The sequence below is a fragment of the Opitutaceae bacterium genome (assembly GCA_015075305.1).
In the GTDB taxonomy this organism is placed as follows: domain Bacteria; phylum Verrucomicrobiota; class Verrucomicrobiia; order Opitutales; family Opitutaceae; genus UBA6669.
Genome location: JABTUS010000009.1, coordinates 210,199 through 228,210, shown reverse-complemented (window position 1 = coordinate 228,210; position 18,012 = coordinate 210,199). Strand labels below are relative to the sequence as shown.

16 protein-coding genes and 1 tRNA gene are annotated in these 18,012 nt (G+C 62.8%); 15 read left to right on the top strand and 2 right to left on the bottom strand.

What is annotated here, in order from left to right:
• The first annotated feature begins 5 nt into the window (after window positions 1-5).
• The 7 genes from HS122_17290 (at window position 6) to HS122_17260 (ending at window position 8,318) form a co-directional block, all read left to right on the top strand.
• A complete protein-coding gene (locus HS122_17290) occupies window positions 6-1,124 on the top strand; it encodes a D-TA family PLP-dependent enzyme (protein ID MBE7540151.1) in 1,119 nt (372 codons plus the stop codon).
• Window position 1,125: 1 nt separating this feature from the next.
• The gene (locus HS122_17285) at window positions 1,126-2,199 is read left to right on the top strand and encodes a membrane dipeptidase (protein MBE7540150.1); all 1,074 of its coding nucleotides are present in this window, start codon (window positions 1,126-1,128) and stop codon (window positions 2,197-2,199) included.
• A 195-nt stretch (window positions 2,200-2,394) separates the two neighbouring features.
• Window positions 2,395-3,441 (top strand): MFS transporter, encoded by a 1,047-nt coding sequence (locus HS122_17280; GenBank protein ID MBE7540149.1) that lies wholly within the window; start codon window positions 2,395-2,397, stop codon window positions 3,439-3,441.
• Window positions 3,442-3,458: 17 nt separating this feature from the next.
• On the top strand, window positions 3,459-5,675 hold the full coding sequence (locus HS122_17275) for a molybdopterin oxidoreductase family protein (GenBank protein MBE7540148.1): 2,217 nt from the start codon (window positions 3,459-3,461) through the stop codon (window positions 5,673-5,675).
• Window positions 5,676-5,683: 8 nt separating this feature from the next.
• The gene (locus HS122_17270; GenBank protein ID MBE7540147.1) at window positions 5,684-6,253 is read left to right on the top strand and encodes a 4Fe-4S binding protein; all 570 of its coding nucleotides are present in this window, start codon (window positions 5,684-5,686) and stop codon (window positions 6,251-6,253) included.
• Window positions 6,254-6,258: 5 nt separating this feature from the next.
• Window positions 6,259-6,780 carry a Rieske (2Fe-2S) protein gene (locus HS122_17265; GenBank protein ID MBE7540146.1) on the top strand — a complete coding sequence of 174 codons (522 nt, stop codon included), beginning with the start codon at window positions 6,259-6,261 and terminating at the stop codon, window positions 6,778-6,780.
• A gap of 5 nt (window positions 6,781-6,785) precedes the next feature.
• On the top strand, window positions 6,786-8,318 hold the full coding sequence (locus HS122_17260) for a NarK/NasA family nitrate transporter (protein ID MBE7540145.1): 1,533 nt from the start codon (window positions 6,786-6,788) through the stop codon (window positions 8,316-8,318).
• Window positions 8,319-8,495: 177 nt separating this feature from the next.
• Here the strand turns inward: HS122_17260 and HS122_17255 are convergent, their stop codons facing one another.
• Window positions 8,496-9,065 carry a hypothetical protein gene (locus HS122_17255; GenBank protein ID MBE7540144.1) on the bottom strand — a complete coding sequence of 190 codons (570 nt, stop codon included), beginning with the start codon at window positions 9,063-9,065 and terminating at the stop codon, window positions 8,496-8,498.
• A 58-nt stretch (window positions 9,066-9,123) separates the two neighbouring features.
• Between HS122_17255 and HS122_17250 the strand changes: the two genes are divergently transcribed.
• Both HS122_17250 and HS122_17245 read left to right on the top strand, forming a co-directional pair.
• Complete coding sequence (locus tag HS122_17250; GenBank protein ID MBE7540143.1) at window positions 9,124-9,783, top strand: metallophosphoesterase; 660 nt, start codon at window positions 9,124-9,126, stop codon at window positions 9,781-9,783.
• A 56-nt stretch (window positions 9,784-9,839) separates the two neighbouring features.
• Entirely contained in the window at window positions 9,840-10,868 is a 1,029-nt protein-coding gene (locus HS122_17245; protein ID MBE7540142.1) for an HD domain-containing protein, read from the top strand.
• Here the strand turns inward: HS122_17245 and HS122_17240 are convergent.
• A complete protein-coding gene (locus HS122_17240) occupies window positions 10,846-12,159 on the bottom strand; it encodes a type II secretion system F family protein (GenBank protein MBE7540141.1) in 1,314 nt (437 codons plus the stop codon). The two genes, HS122_17245 and HS122_17240, sit on opposite strands and share 23 nt — an antisense overlap.
• 168 nt (window positions 12,160-12,327) lie before the next feature.
• Here HS122_17240 and HS122_17235 point away from each other — a divergent pair.
• The 6 genes from HS122_17235 to HS122_17210 all read left to right on the top strand — a co-directional run bounded on the left by HS122_17235 (window position 12,328) and on the right by HS122_17210 (window position 17,961).
• Window positions 12,328-12,401, top strand: a tRNA-Gly gene (locus tag HS122_17235).
• Between the two features lie 219 nt (window positions 12,402-12,620).
• Window positions 12,621-14,138: a DegQ family serine endoprotease gene (locus HS122_17230; GenBank protein MBE7540140.1), complete on the top strand. Its 1,518-nt coding sequence runs from the start codon at window positions 12,621-12,623 to the stop codon at window positions 14,136-14,138.
• A 123-nt stretch (window positions 14,139-14,261) separates the two neighbouring features.
• Window positions 14,262-14,933 carry a response regulator transcription factor gene (locus tag HS122_17225; GenBank protein ID MBE7540139.1) on the top strand — a complete coding sequence of 224 codons (672 nt, stop codon included), beginning with the start codon at window positions 14,262-14,264 and terminating at the stop codon, window positions 14,931-14,933.
• Complete coding sequence (locus HS122_17220; protein ID MBE7540138.1) at window positions 14,926-16,356, top strand: HAMP domain-containing histidine kinase; 1,431 nt, start codon at window positions 14,926-14,928, stop codon at window positions 16,354-16,356. Before HS122_17225 ends, HS122_17220 begins: the two co-directional genes overlap by 8 nt.
• A gap of 68 nt (window positions 16,357-16,424) precedes the next feature.
• Entirely contained in the window at window positions 16,425-16,958 is a 534-nt protein-coding gene (locus HS122_17215) for an isochorismatase family protein (GenBank protein ID MBE7540137.1), read from the top strand.
• A 118-nt stretch (window positions 16,959-17,076) separates the two neighbouring features.
• A complete protein-coding gene (locus HS122_17210) occupies window positions 17,077-17,961 on the top strand; it encodes an MBL fold metallo-hydrolase (GenBank protein MBE7540136.1) in 885 nt (294 codons plus the stop codon).
• Window positions 17,962-18,012 lie beyond the last annotated feature (51 nt).

Here is an 18,012-nt window from a genome sequence, read left to right as displayed (position 1 = left end):
CACGCATGTCGCCGACCGATCACACCTGGCTCAGCGTGAGCAATGCCGGCGAAGTTCCGTCGCCATCCCTTCTCGTGTTTCCGGAACGAATTCTGGCCAACATCCGGCGGATGATCGCCATCGTGGGCGGCCCCGAGCGACTCTGCCCCCACGTCAAGACGCACAAGCTCCCCGAAATCGTGCAGCTTCAGCGCGCGCTCGGAATTGACAGCTTCAAGTGCGCGACGATTGCCGAGGCTGAGATGCTCGCGAGGGCGAGGGCAGGCAAAGTGCTCGTCGCGTATCAGATGGTGGGACCGAACATCCACCGCCTGCTGGCGCTGACGCGTCATTTCCAAGGGACGCATTTCTCCACGATCGTCGATGACTTGTCGGCGCTGGCCGCGCTTGCGCACGCGGTCCATGCCCAGGAGTCACACCTTGAACTCCTGGTGGATATCGATTGCGGAATGCACAGAACGGGCATTCCCGCCGGCCCCGAGGCCATCGAACTTTTCCGCCGAATAGCCGGCACGGACGGCCTGACTGCCGGAGGCCTGCATGTGTACGATGGACACATCGATGCCGGCAATCCGGAGGCGAGATCAAGTCAGGCACAGGCTGCCCTGGCACCGGCAAAAAAACTCCGCGAGTCGCTGGCCGTGCTGGGACATCCGGTCCCACGTTTCGTTGTCGGTGGATCGCCCACCCTGGCAATTCACGCCAGTGACAAGTCCGTGGAATGCAGCCCGGGCACCGCTCTGCTCTGGGATGCGGGAAGTGCCGCCGCCTATCCCGACCTTCCATTCGTTCCCGCTGCGGTTCTCCTGACCCGCGTCATCAGCAAGCCCGGCAGGGACCGCCTCTGCCTGGACCTGGGTCACAAGGCCGTGGCCTCCGAGATGCCGCAGCCGAGAATCGATCTGCCCCAGATCCCCGATGCCACATTCATCGCGCACAATGAGGAGCACCTGGTTGTTGGCAGCAGCCGCGCAGAGGCATTCCACGTTGGCGATGTGTTGTACGCGATCCCACGACACATCTGCCCAACCGTGGCACTCCATGCAAGCGTGACAGTAATCCGTGACGGCCGAGCCTCGGAAACCTGGAAAGTCACGGCACGCGACCGAAAGCTTGAGTTTTAGCATGCTGATATTCGACGCGCACCTCGATCTGAGCATGAATGCTCTCGACTGGAATCGGGATCTCACGCGTCCAATCGCCAGGATTCGCGAACGCGAAGCCGGCCTTCATGATCGCCAGGGCCGGGGAGCCAATACTGTCTGCCTGCCTGAAATGCGCCGGGGCGGGATCGGCATTTGTGTGGCGACCCAGATCGCACGCTACGTCAAGCCGGGCAATCCGCTGCCAGGCTGGAATTCGCCGGAACAGGCGTGGGCGCAAACCCAGGGGCAGCTGGCATGGTACCAAGCGATGGAGGCCGCCGGCGAATTGGTTCAGATTCGGAACCGGATTGGACTGCAACGCCATGTCGCTGACTGGAACAATGCCTCCAGCACAACCTGGCCGATCGGCTACATTCTTAGTCTGGAGGGAGCCGACTCCCTCGTGACGCCGCGACATTTGGAAAAGGCGTTTGCAAGCGGCCTTCGTGCGCTGGGGCCGGCGCATTATGGTCCGGGCACCTACGCCCACGGCACCGATGCCAGCGGAGGATTGGGACCCAAGGGCCGCGAGCTTCTGAAGGTGATGGACGAACTGGGTCTCATCCTCGACGCCACCCACTTGTGCGATGTCAGTTTCTGGGAGGCACTCGACCATTTCCAGGGACCGATTTGGGCAAGCCATCAGAACTGCCGGCAACTCGTGCCCCACAATCGGCAGTTTTCGGACGAACAAATCAAGGCATTGATCGAGCGTGGCGCCGTCCTCGGAACCTGCCTTGACACCTGGATGATGCGCCCGGGTTGGGTTCTCGGGAAAAGCACGCCCGAAGGCGCCCAGGTCCATCTGCGGCATGCGATCGACCACATGGATCATGTGTGCCAACTGGCCGGCAATGCCCGGCATTGCGGCATTGGCAGCGATCTCGATGGTGAATTCGGCCGCGAGCAGAGCCCCGCCGACCTGGATACCATCGCCGATCTGCAACGTCTCCCTGCCCTGCTGCGCGAGCGCGGATACTCAACGGCAGACACCGAAGCCATCGCCCACGGCAATTTTCTCCACTTCCTCGAAAAGGCCTGGTCGCGTAGCTGAGCCATAACACCTCCACTCGCAGGAACCGGAATTCTTTCACCGATTCGCCTCGGATTTGACCCCAACAGTTCGATTGCGGTTGGAGTGGCGATCATGGCCGCATACTGCGCGGATAGGGCTGGACAGTCCTTCCGGCGACGGGTGTTCTTCGTTTTCAGATCCGATGTGCAATAGTCCTGCTCTCCTTCCTGGACGATGTTTACCACGCTGAATCTTCGGGCGCTGATGGTCGCCGCCATCGCCACGCTCGCCCTGACGGGTGCCATCCTCGTCGGCTCGCGCAACCTGCAGAACTTCGACGCCGCGCTGATCGCCTACCTCTTCGGCTCGGTGTTCGCCTGGTTCGGGCTTGTCTACCGCTACGATGTCTGGCTCCAGCGTCCACCGACGCGCCTCTACTGGAAGAGGGGATGGCAGTTCTTCTACACAGGCCGCATGCTCGGGCACGGCTGGGCGCTTGTCCGGCGCGGATTCGAGGACATGGCTGCACAATCCTTCATTCGGAAGCGTGGCCTCGTCCGCTGGGCCGGTCACATGCTGATCGCCTGGGGCTGCGTCATCGCATTCGCCGTCACCTTCCCGCTGACCTTCGGCTGGATCCACTTCACCCTCATGCCGGGCACCATCGACACCTACGAGGCCCACGTCTTCGGATTCACGCTCTTCAGCTTTCCCCTCAACACCTTCATCGCGGCCAATATCTTCCACGTCCTGAACTGGTCCTCGGTGATGATCATCGCCGGCCTGGGCATGATGATGCGCCGCCGCCTGACCGATGCCGGGCAGATCGCCATCCAGACCTTCGAGGGCGACATCCTGCCGCTCATCCTGCTCGCGGCCATCGCGGTCACCGGTCTCGGCCTCACCTGGGACTACGAGTTCATGCAGGGCCGCGCGCACCAGTTCATGGCGATCACGCACGCCATCGTCGTCATCCTCTTCCTGCTCTGGATGCCGTTCGGAAAATTTTTCCACATCTTCCAGCGTCCCGCCCAGCTCGGCGTGGCGATCTACCGTCGCGAGGGCGCACTGGGCCCGCAGGCGGTCTGCCCGCACACGGAGGAGGCCTTCGCGTCGCAACTGCACATCGACGACCTGAAGTCGATCACCGGAGAACTGGGCTACAACTTCACGCTCGAGAACGGCTCGTCGCACCTGCAGTTGAGTCCGCAGGGAAAACGCGCCGCGCTCGCCAAGGCCCACCTCGCCGCCCGCAGGAGCTCCGGCAGCCTCTTCGGCTGAATCCCTTCCCGTAGATCATGGCCAGACTGCCCGCATCGCCCGAACAGCTCATCGCCGCTTTCGGCCCGCACAAGAACTACCCGCCGCAGCAGGGATTCCCCGGCCGCGACGAGCCGGACCGCGTCGTCAAGACACACTGCTGCTTCTGCGGCATGCAGTGCGGCATCAAGCTGCTGGTCAAAAACAACCGCGTCGTCGGCTTCGATCCGTGGGAGGAATTCCCCTACAACGAGGGCCGGCTCTGCCCCAAGGGCGTGCAGCGCTACCTTCAGAACAACCACCCCGACCGTCTGCTGCATCCGATCGAGCGCGTCGAGGGCACCGGCTTCCGCAGGATCGACTGGGATGCCGCCATGGACCGCACCGTGTCGGCGATCCGGCGCATCCAGGCCGAGCACGGTCCCCACGCCTTCGGCATGCTTTCCGGCGTCTCGCTGACAAACGAAAAGAGCTACCTGGTCGGCAAATTCGCGCGGCTCGCGCTGAAGACGCGCAACCTCGACTACAACGGCCGCCTCTGCATGGTGAGCGCCGGCGCCGGAAACAAGAAGGCCTTCGGCCTCGACCGCGCATCGAACACCTACGCCGACCTCGCCCACGCGGAGGTCATCATGATCTGCGGCACAAATGTCAGCGAGACCTTCCCGACCCTCACCCACTGGATCTGGCAGGCGCGCGACAACGGGGCGAAGCTGATCGTGGTCGACCCGCGGCAGACGCCCATCGCGCGCACCGCCGATCTGCACCTGCCCGTGCGCCCGGGGCGCGACTCCGCACTCTACGGCGCACTGCTGCACCAGTTGGTGAAACACGACTGGCTCGACCACGACTTCATCGCCCGGCACACCACGGGATTCGACGCCACCGCCGCCGCCGTCAAGGACTACGACCTCGCCTGGGCGGAGCGAGAGACCGGAATCCCCGCCCGCGACATCATGAAGGCCGCGGAGATGTGGGGTCGCGCCAAGACCAGTTTCCTGCTGCACGCGCGCGGCATCGAGCATCACACGAAGGGCGTCGAGAACGTCCTCTCCTGCATCAACCTCGTGCTCGCGACCGGCCGCATCGGCAGGCCGTACTGCGGCTACGGCACGATCACCGGCCAGGGGAACGGCCAGGGCGGACGCGAACACGGGCACAAATGCGACCAGCTTCCCGGCAACCGCGACATCGAGAATCCGGAGCATCGCGCGCACATCGCCCGCGTCTGGGGCGTGCCCGAGCCCGAGATCCCGCACAAGGGCCTCACCGCCTACGAGATCATCGAGGCCATTCACCGCGGCGAGATCCGGGGGCTCATCACGATCTGCTTCAACCCGCTGGTTTCACTTCCCAACAACAACTACGTCCGCGCCGCCTTCGAAAAACTCGAGCACTACACCGCCATAGACTTCTTCCTCAACGAAACCGCGCGGCATGCCGACATCGTTCTCGCGGGATCGCTGCACGAGGAGGAGGACGGCACCGTCACCACGGCCGAGGGTCGCGTCGTGCGTATCCGCCAGGCTGTTACACCGCCGGGCGAGGCGCGCACCGACACGGAGATCCTTCTCGAACTCGCCCGCCGCCTGGGCGCCGGCGACAAATTCGCGTTCCAGGACTCGGAGTCGATTTTCACCGAGCTCCGCCACGCCTCGCAGGGCGGCACCGCCGACTACTTCGGCATCACCTACGAAAAGATTGAAAAAACCATGGGCGTCTTCTGGCCCTGCCCCACTCTCGATCACCCCGGCACGCCGCGCCTGTGGGAGGACCGCAAGTTCGCGACGCCCGACGGGAAAGCGCACTTCAATCCCGTGTCATACCGCGATCCGGGTGAAACGACCGACAGCGAATATCCCGTCATCCTGACAACCGGACGCGTGGTCTCCCAGTATCTCAGCGGCACGCAGACGCGGCGGATCGGACGCCTGGTCGACCAGTACCCGGAGCCCATGCTGGAAATCCATCCCACGATGGCGGCGAAGTATGGCATTCGTGACGGCGATCTCGTGCGTGTCGCCACGCGGCGCGGCTCGGCCGAGTTCCCGGCGCAGATCGTCGAGACGATCCGCCCCGACACGGTTTTTGTTCCCTACCACTGGCCCGGCAAAAAATCCGCCAACCAGCTCACCTCCGGCGAACTGGATCCGATCTCGAAGATCCCCGAGTTCAAGGTCTGCGCCGCGCAGCTCCATCCGCTGGGCAAACCCGCCCCGCAGTCCGAACGGGCCGCCGCCTTCGCAAGCGCCTGATCCCCGCGATGCAAAACACGCAGATCAAGACCGACGAGGAGTTCTTTGTTGATCCGCAGCGGTGCATCGGCTGCCGCGCCTGCGAAATGGCCTGCGCGGAATGCGAGACCAACGGCCAGACGTCGATGATCCATGTGGACTACGTCGATCGAGCCGTCAGCCCGCAGACCTCCGTGCAGGTCTGCATGCACTGCGAGGATCCCGCCTGCGCGCGGGTCTGTCCCGCCGATGCGATCACCAAGGATGAATTTGGAATCGTGCACACGGCGAACACCGCCCGCTGCATTTCCTGCGCGAACTGCGTCCTGGCCTGCCCGTTCGGCGTGCCCAAGAAGATGGAGACGACGCAGATCATGATGAAGTGCAACATGTGCTACGACCGGACCAGCGCGGGCAAGCGCCCCATGTGCGCGACGGTCTGCCCGAGCGGTGCGCTGTGGTTTGGAAAACGCGAGAAGATGTCCCGGATGCGGCCCAACAGCACCCCCGTGAACACCTTTATCTTTGGCGCACAGACCGTGCGCACCAAGGTCAACATCATGATGCCCGCCGGCAGCATCGCGCTGCGGGTGGACTGATCCCCATGGAAGAACAAGCCAACGCCCCGCTGAAGCCCAGGCCAGCCTGGGAGACCGACTTTCCCCACGAGCGCGTGGAGGCCACGCATGTGTCGCGACGTGAGTTCGCAAAATTTCTCTGCCTCGTTTCCGGCGGACTCTGCGCCGGCACGGCCTTCGTCGCGGTGAAGGACAGGCTCATGCCGCCGCATCGCATCGTTGGCGAGCATCCGGTCTGCCGCCTGGCCGACGTGCCGCCCGGCGGAACCCACGGCTTCACCGTGCCCGGATCGGCCACGCCCTACATCCTGATCCATCTCGAGTCGGGTGAATGGCGCGCCTTCGAACAAAAGTGCACACACCTCGCCTGCGCCGTGTTCTACAAGCCCGGCACGGGAAAGATCGAGTGTCCGTGCCACAATGGCTGGTTTGATGCGCGAACCGGCGAGGTCATCCAAGGCCCGCCGCCGCGTCCCCTGCCGCAACTGGCCGTGCTCGTGCGCGACGACCAGATCTACGTGGCCGAACTCTCCGGCAGCTCCGCCTGACAGCCATGAGCACGTATCGCCGAGCGCAGAGCCAGGCGCACCCGAACAAGACCAACACCCTCTTCGTTGGCATCATCGGTGTCCTGATCCTCATCGTTTCGCTCCAGGTCTGGCTCCTGACCGCGGTGCTCAACACCGCGCTGGGCGGCGACCTCAGCATCGTGTGGCCGGCGTTCTACGCATCGCTCGCCCTGTTTCTCGGCGGCGCCGGACTGCTGCGATTCATGCCGCAGCCGCTGCGACTCGCCCTCGTGCCGGAAAAGGCGGAGCCCTTCGCCAACGTCGGCCTCGCCTGGCGGACCCTGGTCATCAGCGCCGTCTCGCTCGCGCTGGCGTTTGCCGTGTGGTTCATGTGGTCGGCGATCGCCATAAAACTCTCATCCGCCGGCTTCGCCATATCCCCGCAGCAGCGCTTCTGGCTCACCGCCGCTCCCGTGCTGCTCGGTTCGCTCCTGCGCATTCCGTACGGACTGATCGTCTCCCGATTCGGAAGCCGGAATTCCTACACCGTCGTGACGCTCCTGATGCTCGTGCCGTGCATTGGCACCGGAATGGCGCTGCGCGATCCCTCAACCTCCTTCGGTACCCTGCTGTTCTGGGCGTCGCTGACGGGCATCGCTGGCGCAAACTTTGCAACCTCCATGGCGACGGTCACCCTCTGGTTTCCCAGGCAGCTGCAGGGATCGGCGCTGGGCATCAACGGCCTCGGCAATCTCGGTGTGACACTCGCCCAGTTCATCATACCGGCGATCGTGGGGGCCGCGGTTTTTGGCGGATTGTCGGGCGGGCCGCTGACGCTTGCACTGCCGAACGGAGCCTCGCGGACAGTCTGGCTGAGCAACGCCGCGTTTGTCTGGGTGCCGGTGATCCTCGTTTGTGCCGCGGCACTGTGGTTTGGAACAAAGAACTACCCGCAGCCCGCGAAGTCTCTTGCGTCGCAGCTAGTCGTCGCAAAACGCAAACACACCTGGATTCTGTCGACGCTCTACTTCCTGACGTTCGGTGCCTTTGTCGCCATGGGCGCGTCACTGCCGCTCATCATCACGGAGGTGTTCGCGAATGCGCCCGGAGGCCCTCCCAATCCCTTCCTGTACTCTCCCTTTGCCGTGCTCGTGGCGACGCTCACCCGGCCGCTCGGAGGATGGCTGGCCGATCGCTGGAGCGCGGGATCCGTCACCGCGACGAGCATCGCAGTCATGGCGGTTTGCGGATTCAGCCTCTCCCAGTTTCTGGAGCCCGACGCATTCCAGGGATTTTTCTGGACGATCATGATCCTCTGCGCCGCGGCGGGACTGGGCAATGGATCCATCTTCAAGATCATACCCAGTGTGATGGGAGCGGAGGCCGGAGCGGTCATCGGCTTCGTGAGCTGCCTCGGGGCGCTCGGCGGATTCTTCCCGCCCCTGATCCTTGGCTGGTGCATGCACCACCTCGGCTCGCCCGCCTGGGCCTACACCACGATGGCCGTCTTCGCGCTCGCCTGCTTCGCGCTCAACTGGGCGAACTACTGGCGGCGCACATCGCCGACCCGCTGCTGATCGGTCGACTGATCTCCCACGATCCGCGTGTGCCGCGAAACCGCGCGAAAGTTGTCTGTCGCTTTTGTGCAACGCCCGTCCCCGGGTCGCGACAAAGCGTGCCCCTCCACCACTGTTTTCATCCACCCACATTGGAGGTGCATGGCGGCGCGATACCGACCCTCTTGCCCAGCCGGATCATCCCTCCGACCCAACCGCACATTCCCCCTCCGGTCCGTCAGTCGGTGATGCCGGGGCCTGGCCGCCTGATTTCGTACCCACCAGGATGCTGAGCTGTGCCTGCACCTGCGTGAAAAATTCGGGCGTGAGCTCGGTGGCGGGAATCTCGAACAGCTGCTTTGACCTCACGTGTTCAATCACCGTGCGCATGCCATCGGCGCTGCGTCCCTTGGGGCGGACCACACGCTTGCGCTCGAGCATCAATGCCAGGAACTGCAGCAGGCGCGTATTCTCCGGAGAGGGTTCATTGGCGGGATCCGCCAGGGTCAGAAACAGTGTCTCCGCCGTCAGCTTCAACGCTCGGTCGGCATTCTCGCCTGGCTTGCGCGGCTTGAAGGAATGAACCCAGCGGCACACCACCACGCCCGGCGAATCGAAACGATCATGCTCGGCTTCGGCGACATCGCAGCGATGGATTTCGAGGCTGGCCGGTTCGCGAACAAGATAACTCACGACGCGGTCACCTGCGGAAAAGGTGCGCCCGCTCACCGCGCAAGCCTCCCCCAGCGGCTGTAAATTCAACTCCATAGGCTTGATTGTTTACTTTGCGTCCATCGCGAAGCTAGCAAAAATCAACGGATATCGCATGAACGGACGCATCATCGCCATCGGCGACATACATGGCTGCCATGCGGAGTTCGCCGAATTGCTCAGGCGGCTGTCGCCGACTCCCAAGGATCAAATCATACTTCTTGGAGACCTGGTGAACCGGGGCCCGGACAGCCTGCGTGTCATCGATCTCGCCAGGCAGTATCGCGCCTTGTCGCTCCTGGGTAACCACGAAATGAGGCTGCTGGAGTTTCGCCGGACAGGCAACCGGGACCTGCTTCGCGAGACCGACGCGGACACCCTTTCCAAATTGCGTCCGGAGGATTGGATCTACCTGGAGCAAATGCCACTCACGCATTTTGTGGGGGAAGCTCAAACGGTCTTCGTTCACGGAGGATTCCTTCCCGACTCCCCATGGCAGAGCCAGCCGGCCAGCGTGGTGACGAGGATTCAAGTGATCGATGCAGCCGGCAAACCGCGCAAGCGTGCGGACTGCGAAAACTGCCCCGCTTGGGCGGACCTCTGGAAGGGCCCTCCCTACGTGGTCTACGGACACACCCCCCGCCCGGAAATATACCCGTTGAAGTGGTCCGCGGGAATTGACACAGCCTGTGTGCTTGGCGGCCACCTGACGGCATTCGTGCTCCCGGACCGGCGCTTCGTGCAGGTGAAGGCCCGCAGGCGCTACTTCGGCTGAATGCATGATTTCCGCGATTGCCTTCTCACTCTCATCCCCTTGCCTCGGAACTCCGCATGCCTGACGACAGCCCTCTTCAATCGGTACGCGAACTCAAGGCATCGGCTCCCGTGCCCGGCAGGCCGTTCACCGCACTCCTGGTGATCAGGAAGCTCGCGTCCAAGGTCGCCTCGAATGGCAATCCCTTCATCAGCCTGGAACTCGGGGATCGCGGAGGCTCGTTTGGATGCACGCTTTTCAGCGACAATCCGCTGCTGGAAACAATCAGGCACGCCGGCGAGGGCTCGGTGATCCGCGTCGAAGGGAAGACGGATTTCTTCCAGGGGCGCTTTTCACCACGACTGGTCAGGGCAACTGTCCTGTCGGAGGAGGATCTGTCCGCTCCGGGGGTTCTCGACAGTCTGGTCGAGCTCGCTCCCGAAAGCGCCGATCTCCTGTGGAAGGAGCTTCAGGAAGGAATCGACCGCATCCGGCACGATGAGCTTCGCCTGACGGTTCGCGGCGTGTTCGAGGAGATTGGCGAGGTTTTTCGCTGGAGCCCCGCCGCGGTGTCGATGCACCACGCCTATCGCCATGGTCTGCTCGAGCACACCGTGCACATGCTGAGGGCCTGCATCGCGCTCCTGCCGGTTTACACCGAGGCCGATGTGGATCTGACCATTGCAGGAGTCCTGCTCCACGACGTCGGCAAGACGATTGAATACGAGGGCACCCTTTCCACCCGGCGGAGTCGTCGCGGAATCCTGCAGGGCCATGTCGTCCTCGGCTATCAGTTGGTTCGAAAGGCCGCCCTCAAGGCCCATCTGGATTCGGAACGCATCGAGCGGCTCGAGCACATCATCCTGAGTCATCAGGGCGAGCCCGAATGGGGCGCCGCCGTCTATGCGGCCACTCCCGAGGCAGTGCTTGTTTCGATGATCGACAATCTGGATGCCAGGATGGGCATGGTGCAGCGGGCATTGCGCCAGGCCGGGAACGACGAGGAATTCTCGGAGCGCCTCCCCGGACTGAACACGTCCCTGCTCACACGCAGGCTGGCATCCAATCGGACCACGGAAGATCCTACCCCCCGCTCAGGCTCCTGATGATCTCTATCATCGGCAGAAAAAGTGCGATCACGATCGTGCCCACGACAACCGCCATGACGACAATGAGGAGCGGTTCGAGCAGCGACATGAAAGCCGCCGAGGCATTTTCGATTTCGTCGTCATAGATGTCGGCGACCCCGGTCAGCATCTCGGGAAGTCTCCCGGCTGCCTCGCCGACCTCCACCATCGCCACGAGAAGCGGCGGAAAAACCCGCGCATCCGCCAAGGTCGGCGCAACCAATGCACCCGCCTCAATCCGCGCATGAAGGTGATCAAGAGCGCCGGCCACCGCGCGATTCATCGTTGCGTCCCGTGTCAGTGACAACGCCTGAAGAATGGGCACACCCGCACCGAGGAGCGTTCCAAACGTGCGGCAGAAAGGTCCCAACGCGACGCGCTTCAGGAAATCCCCGAACAATGGGAGGCTCAATGCCGTGCGATCCAACCGATGTTTGAACCACTCTCTGCGTGAGAGCCATGCAACAACATAGGCCGTCAGGAATGCCGCACAAATCAGGAGCAGGAAGTGACGCGCCACACCTTTGGAAATGCCGATCACAATTTCTGTCAAAAGCGGAAGGCTCCGCCCGTTCAACTGGGTCAGAAAGACCTGTTCAAATTTCGGCACGACAAATGTCGTGAGCGCGGCCACGATTGCACCGGCGACGATCATGAGGATGACGGGATATGCCAGTGCGGCCCTAGCCTTCCCCCGCATTCGCGCCGATTTTTCGAGAAACCGAGCCAGACGATCAAGGATCTCGTCCAGCATTCCCCCGGCTTCTCCCGCCCTGACCATGTTGACATAGAGGGGATCGAACACGGCGTGATGCCGGCTGAGGGCCGCGGACAGGCTTTCGCCTGCACGAATGCATTCAGCCAGGTCACTCAGGACAAAACGCATGCCCTTGGATCGTTCCTGGCGCGTGAGCAGCTCCAGACTTCGCAGGATCGGCAGCCCTGCGGCGATCAGCGTGGCCAGTTGCCGGGTGAAGGCGCAAAGCACCCCTGCCTTGACCCGCGGCTGCGCCGCCACGGCACGCCACCAATGCACAACCGCCGATCGCAGGCCTCCGCCGGGCGCATTTCTGAGCTCCTGGCTGGCAAAGCCAGTCCCTCCCCAAGTAAACAACGCACCGCGACCCTTTTGAACCTCGTCGAGCGCAACTGGCGAAAGACCCTGGGCCTTCAGCCAGGCAAGCGCTTCCGCACCAGAATTCGCGTCGAGCGTGCTGGAGATTTTCCTGCGGACACCGACTCGGACGGCTCGGTAGCGATACGTTGGCATGCGATGAAAAGGGGGAATTCGTTGAGCCTCACTTCACCCCGCCTTCAACCGCTGTCGCGCCAAATAACACCCCAACCTTGGGGTCATCTCCCGGGAAGCGGCTCCGAAAGAGGTCCGATGAAGATCGTTGACCCGCCGCCCGCACCCTTCAAGCTGGCCACACCTCTCGCGGGTGTAGTTCATCGGTAGAATGTGTGCTTCCCAAGCATGAGAGGCGGGTTCGATTCCCGCCACCCGCACCAGGTGAAACTACTTTTCCGCATTTCAGGCAAGGCCTTCAGAAAGAGCCCGTTGCTGCATGCGGAGCCGGCCCTCAAAACACCCGGACTTCATTCAAGAAACTGAATTTGTCCTTGAATTGGCCCAAATTGATACTCTTTCGAAAATGACACTTCTGTCATTTTGGCGAAAGGGTCCTGAAAAGTCCGTGTGGCATGGTATACGGCATTATCGAGCCCATCATGAAAACAACCACATCCCTCCGTCCAATCCTTACACGTCCCAAGGCCGTCATCGCGGCCGCCGCGCTTGCGCTTGCCGGCGTGATCGTCGGCGTGAACGCCGCCTCCACGAGCAGCAATGCCCGCGTCGAGGTCAAACGCGACGCCCAGCCCATCAACCGCAGCCAGCTTGAGCCGGCGAGCTTTTCCAAGGTCGTCAAGCGCGTCTCGCCCAGCGTGGTGAAGATCACCACCGAAACAAAGGCCCGCCGCGTGGGCATCTCCGAAAACGACGGTCTTGATTTCGACAATCCCCTCTTCCGCCAGTTCTTCGGCGGACGCGTCCCCGAGATGCAGCGGCCTCCGCAAAGCGGCCTTGGCTCGGGCGTGATCATCAGCCAGGACGGCTATGTCGCCACCAACAACCACGTTGTCCAGGACGCTGACACGCTGCGCGTCACCCTGAGTGACGGCAGGGAACTCACCGCCAAGGTCGTGGGTCGCGACCCTCAGACCGACATCGCCGTGATCAAGGTCGACGCACAGGATCTGCCCGCCATCACACTGGCCGATAGCGACAAGGTTGAAGTCGGCGACCGCGTGCTGGCGCTCGGCAATCCATTCGGAATAGGCGAAACGGTCACAACCGGCATCATCAGCGCCAAGGGCCGCAGGCCCGGACTTGGCCTCGCCTACGAGGACTTCATCCAGACCGACGCCGCCATCAATCCGGGCAATTCCGGCGGCGCACTCGTCGACATCGACGGCCGCCTCATCGGCATCAACACCGCTATTCTGAGCCGCAGCGGGGGTTTCCAGGGCGTAGGCCTCGCAGTCCCATCCAACCTCGTCGGCCATGTCGCTGACAGCCTCGTGAAAAGCGGCAAGGTCGTGCGCGGATTCCTCGGAGTCGGCGCACAGGACATCACTCCCGCCCTGGCTGAATCTCTCGGTCTCAGCAACCATTCGGGAGCCCTGGTTTCCGACGTCCAGCCGAACAGTCCGGCCTCAAAGGCAGGCCTTCTCAGCGGCGATGTGATCACGAGCGTAAACGGTCAGGCCGTCGACGATGCCAACCGTCTTACCTTCAGCATCGGCGCGATCGCCCCAGGCACAAAGGTGACACTCGGCGTCCAGCGCGACGGCAAGTCCCAGGAAATCAATGTAGTCACGGGTGAGCGTCCCAAGAATGGACGGATCGGCATGGGGTCCGGGTCCAACGACCAGTACTCAGCCGGGTCCGACGTGGGCGTGCTGAACGGCGTGGCCGTCAGCGACCTCGATCAGGAATCACGCCGCACCATGAACGTGCCGCCGCGCATAAGGGGCGCCCTGATCACGAACGTCGATCCCGATTCCGCGGCCGCCCGCGCCGGTCTTCGCCCCGGTGATGTCATTCTCGAAATCAACCGTCAGCCCGTGTCCTCATCCGAGGAGGCCGTCAACCTCAGCGAACGCGCCGAGGGAAAGAAGACCCTCCTCAAGCTCTGGTCCCGCGGAAGCACCGTCTTTGTCGTGGTCGACGAAAGCGGAAACTGATTCACGCCCCCTTTGTCAGGCCAGCGGAGTTTGGTTCACCCGGCATCGTTTCCATCTGGGAGCGATGCCGGTTTTCTTTCCGCACTTTCCAAGGGATCCCCGCTCGATCACACTCACCGGCAGATGAGAATCCTCGTGGTGGAAGATGATGCCAAGATCGCCTCGTTCATTGTGCGCGGACTGAAACAGGCAGCCTACGCCGTCGACCATGCGCCGGACGGCGACACCGCACTCGTGCTTGCCCAGTCCACGACCTACGATGCCGCCATCGTCGACGTGATGCTGCCGAAGCTCGATGGATTGAGCCTCGTCAGACGCTTGCGCGGCGCACGCAATCCCCTGCCCGTCCTCTTCCTCAGCGCGCGAAGCTCCGTCGACGATCGCATCAAGGGACTGCAAAGCGGAGGGGACGACTACCTCACAAAACCCTTCGCCTTCTCAGAACTGCTCGCACGCGTGCAGGCGCTCATCCGCCGGGCGACTCAGGCACCCGAGTCGACCCGACTCAGCGCCGGCGATGTGACGCTCGACCTGGTCACCCGGGAGGTCACGTGCGCCGGTCAGCCCGTGGAGCTGCAGCCGCGCGAATTCGCCCTGCTGGCCTTCCTGCTGCGCCACGCGGGGCGTCCGGTGAGCAAGACCATGATCCTGGAGCACGTGTGGGACTACAGCTTCGATCCACAGACGAATGTCGTCGACGTCGTCATGCATCGATTGCGCGGCAAGATCGATCCCGACCACACCCGGATCGAAACCGTCCGAAACGTGGGCTATCTGTTTCGCGCTCATGCTTGAACGTCTGCGCCAGTCTCTCGCGCTTCGCCTGGCCATCCAGTACGCACTCGTATTTGCGGTCGGGGCCGCCGTGCTGTTCTCAGCCCTGTACCTGTTCCTGGCGGATGCATTGGAGTCCCGGGACCGGGCCGCGGTCGAGCGGAGGGTGAGCATGCTCGCCGAGACATATGAGCTTGGCGGGCTTTCCGCCCTTCGGGCGGACATATCGCAGGAGGCTTCTCCAGAAGTGCGCTCCTACTTCGTGCGTGTGCTGGGACCTGGCAACGAAACCGTCTTCGCGTCGGTCCCGCCGGACTGGATCGAAACCTCGATTGAAAAGTTTCCACTGCCATCCACTCCGGGGCTCACCGCGACGCGCGAGACTCATTCAATCCGCATTCCTCAATCCGCTCTCCGTGACTATGCAATCGCCTCCCGCCCATTGATCGACGGACGCCTCCTCCAGGTGGGTCGAAGCACCGACAGTCGCGCCGTCCTGCTCGCTCCATTGCGTCGCGCGTTCCTCGGCCTTGGAACCGGTGCCATCGCGCTCTCCCTGCTCGTCGGAACGTTGTTCGCCTGGCGATCGACACGGCCGCTTCGCGCGGTATCCGAAACCGCGCGCCGCATCATTGAAACGGGCGACCTCGCCGCCCGGGTCCCGGGAGCGGGCGGCCGCGGGGAGCTTGCCGTGCTCGTCGCCCAGCTGAACACCCTCCTCACCCGGAATGCGACCCATGTCCAGGTCCTGCGCGACACCCTGGACAATCTCGCGCACGATCTGCGAACACCGCTTACGAGGCTCCGGGGCACGGCCGAACTCGCCCTTCACAACACGGGAAATCCGGAGGAGGCGCAGGCCGCTCTGGCGGACTGCATCAATGAATCGGACCGCGTGCTGCACCTTCTGGAGGCGCTGCTTGACGTCTCTGCAGCTGAAGTCGGGGCATTGCAGCTCAATCGAGATCGGATTGACCTTCGCACTGTGCTGGAGCGCGCGGCGGACCTTTATCGCGAGGTCGCGGAGGAAAAGAACATCACACTCACCCTTCATGCACCCGGGGTGCCCGTGATGGTTGATGCGGACGTCATCCGCCTCGGTCAGGCGGTCAGCAATCTCGTCGACAATGCCCTGAAATACACGCCTTCCTCCGGTCGGGTCGATCTCTCCATGGAGGAAGCGCAGGACGACGTGAAATTGTGCATAGATGACTCCGGACCTGGAATAGCGGAGTCAGAACGCGAAGCGATATTCCGACGTCTTTATCGGAGTGACTCAAGCCGGTCCCAGCGCGGGCTCGGACTCGGATTGAGCCTGGCACGCGCGATGGTCGAGGCACAAGGAGGCACCATTGCGGTTGCGCGGTCACCCTTGGGAGGAGCCAGATTTGCCGTCACGCTCCCTCGCGCCAGCCAACCGCAGCATGAAGCTCTGGCAGTTTGAAAATCGAGCCCGCGAAAGGCGCCTCCGCCTTGTCCGATGCCCCTGTTCGAGTTGAACTCGCACAGACCATGACAAAGAAGACTTCCTCTGTGCACCAAGAGCGTCTTGGCGCGCGCAAAATTTCCCGCAAGAAACCCGAGGGGGTGGCGACTGCGCTGATCATCGTCGATGTCCAGCGCGAGTTCGCAGTTCCGTCGGAACTCGTGCGCCGAATCGAAGCGTACAGCCGGACGTTTTCCTGCCGCGTTTTCACCCGCTTCGTCAATCCACCCGGCTCATTTTTCAGGAAACATCTGGGTGTGAGGTGCTGCTCCCCGGGTTCGCGGGGAACCGAACTTCTGATTGCTCCCGCGAAAGGAGATCTCGTGTTTGACAAGGACACCTACGGACTGAGCAGCCGGCAGATCCGGGAACTGAAGGCGCGAGGCATCGCCCGCGCCATCGTCTGCGGGCTAGAGACCGACGCCTGCGTGCTGGGAATCATGTACTCGCTGTTCGACTCGAAGATCCACGCCCGCGTCGAACCGGCGCTGTGCTGGAGCTCGACAGGGCTGCATGAGGAAGCCCTCAGGATCATCGCGATGCAGTTCGCACAAGGCTGAATGCGCATGCATTGGTCATCCATCGAATCTCTGCCCTGAGCAAAGGTGGGAGCAACCGGATGATTCAAGTGATTGCGGCCGCGTGGTGTCCCCGTAAAATCTCCCATTCGAATTCGCCATGGCCCACCTTCGGTACCTGTGGAAAATGATCTTTGACGGGCGCGGTGTACCCGATGCCGCTCCGTTCTCACCGCAGCCGGAAACCTGGTCAAACAGCCGGATCAGCGGAAGCTGCCTTGGGCACTCCACCGTGCTTCTGAACTTTTTGGGGACGATCATCCTGACAGATCCCGTCTTTTCCCAACGCATTGGACCAGGTTTTCATCCGTTCATCCTCGGACCCAAGCGCTACCTGCAACCGGCCTTGGATCGTACGCAAACTCCCACTCCGGACATCATTGTCCTCAGCCACGCGCACTTTGATCACCTCGATCTTCCCAGCCTGAAATCCTTTTCCCGCGAAACGCCGGTTGTCACCGCGCGTTCAACCAGCGATCTGCTCATCCGGCGCGGGTTCAGGAATGTGACCGAGTTGGGCTGGGGGGAGTCCGCGTGGATTCCACCGCTCAGCGGAGGCAAACCGGTGCGCTTTACGGGACTCGAGGTCGCCCACTGGGGCGCACGCATGGTGCGCGACGAACATCGCGGCTATTCCGCATATCTCATGGAACGCGACGGCTTCAGCGTCTGCTTCGCCGGCGACACCGCCTACACCACCGCGTTCTCGCAGTTGCGTTCGCTCAAAAGGCCGCTCGACCTGATGCTCATGCCGATCGGTGCCTATGACCCGTGGATTCGAGCGCACTGCAATCCCGAGCAGGCCGCCGCCATGGCACGGCAGGCGCATGCCAGAAGCTTCGTTCCCATTCATCAGCAAACCTTCAAGCTGAGCTCCGAACCGCTCCACGAGCCCGCCCAACGTATCCGATCCGCCTGGGCGGATTGCCCTGAACGACTTCAGGCAGTGGATGTCGGCGCCACGTTTCACGTGCCACTCGCTTGAGATCCCTCGATAGCCCGCGGATTGGAAAACTCTCTGCAATCCACGCGCAGG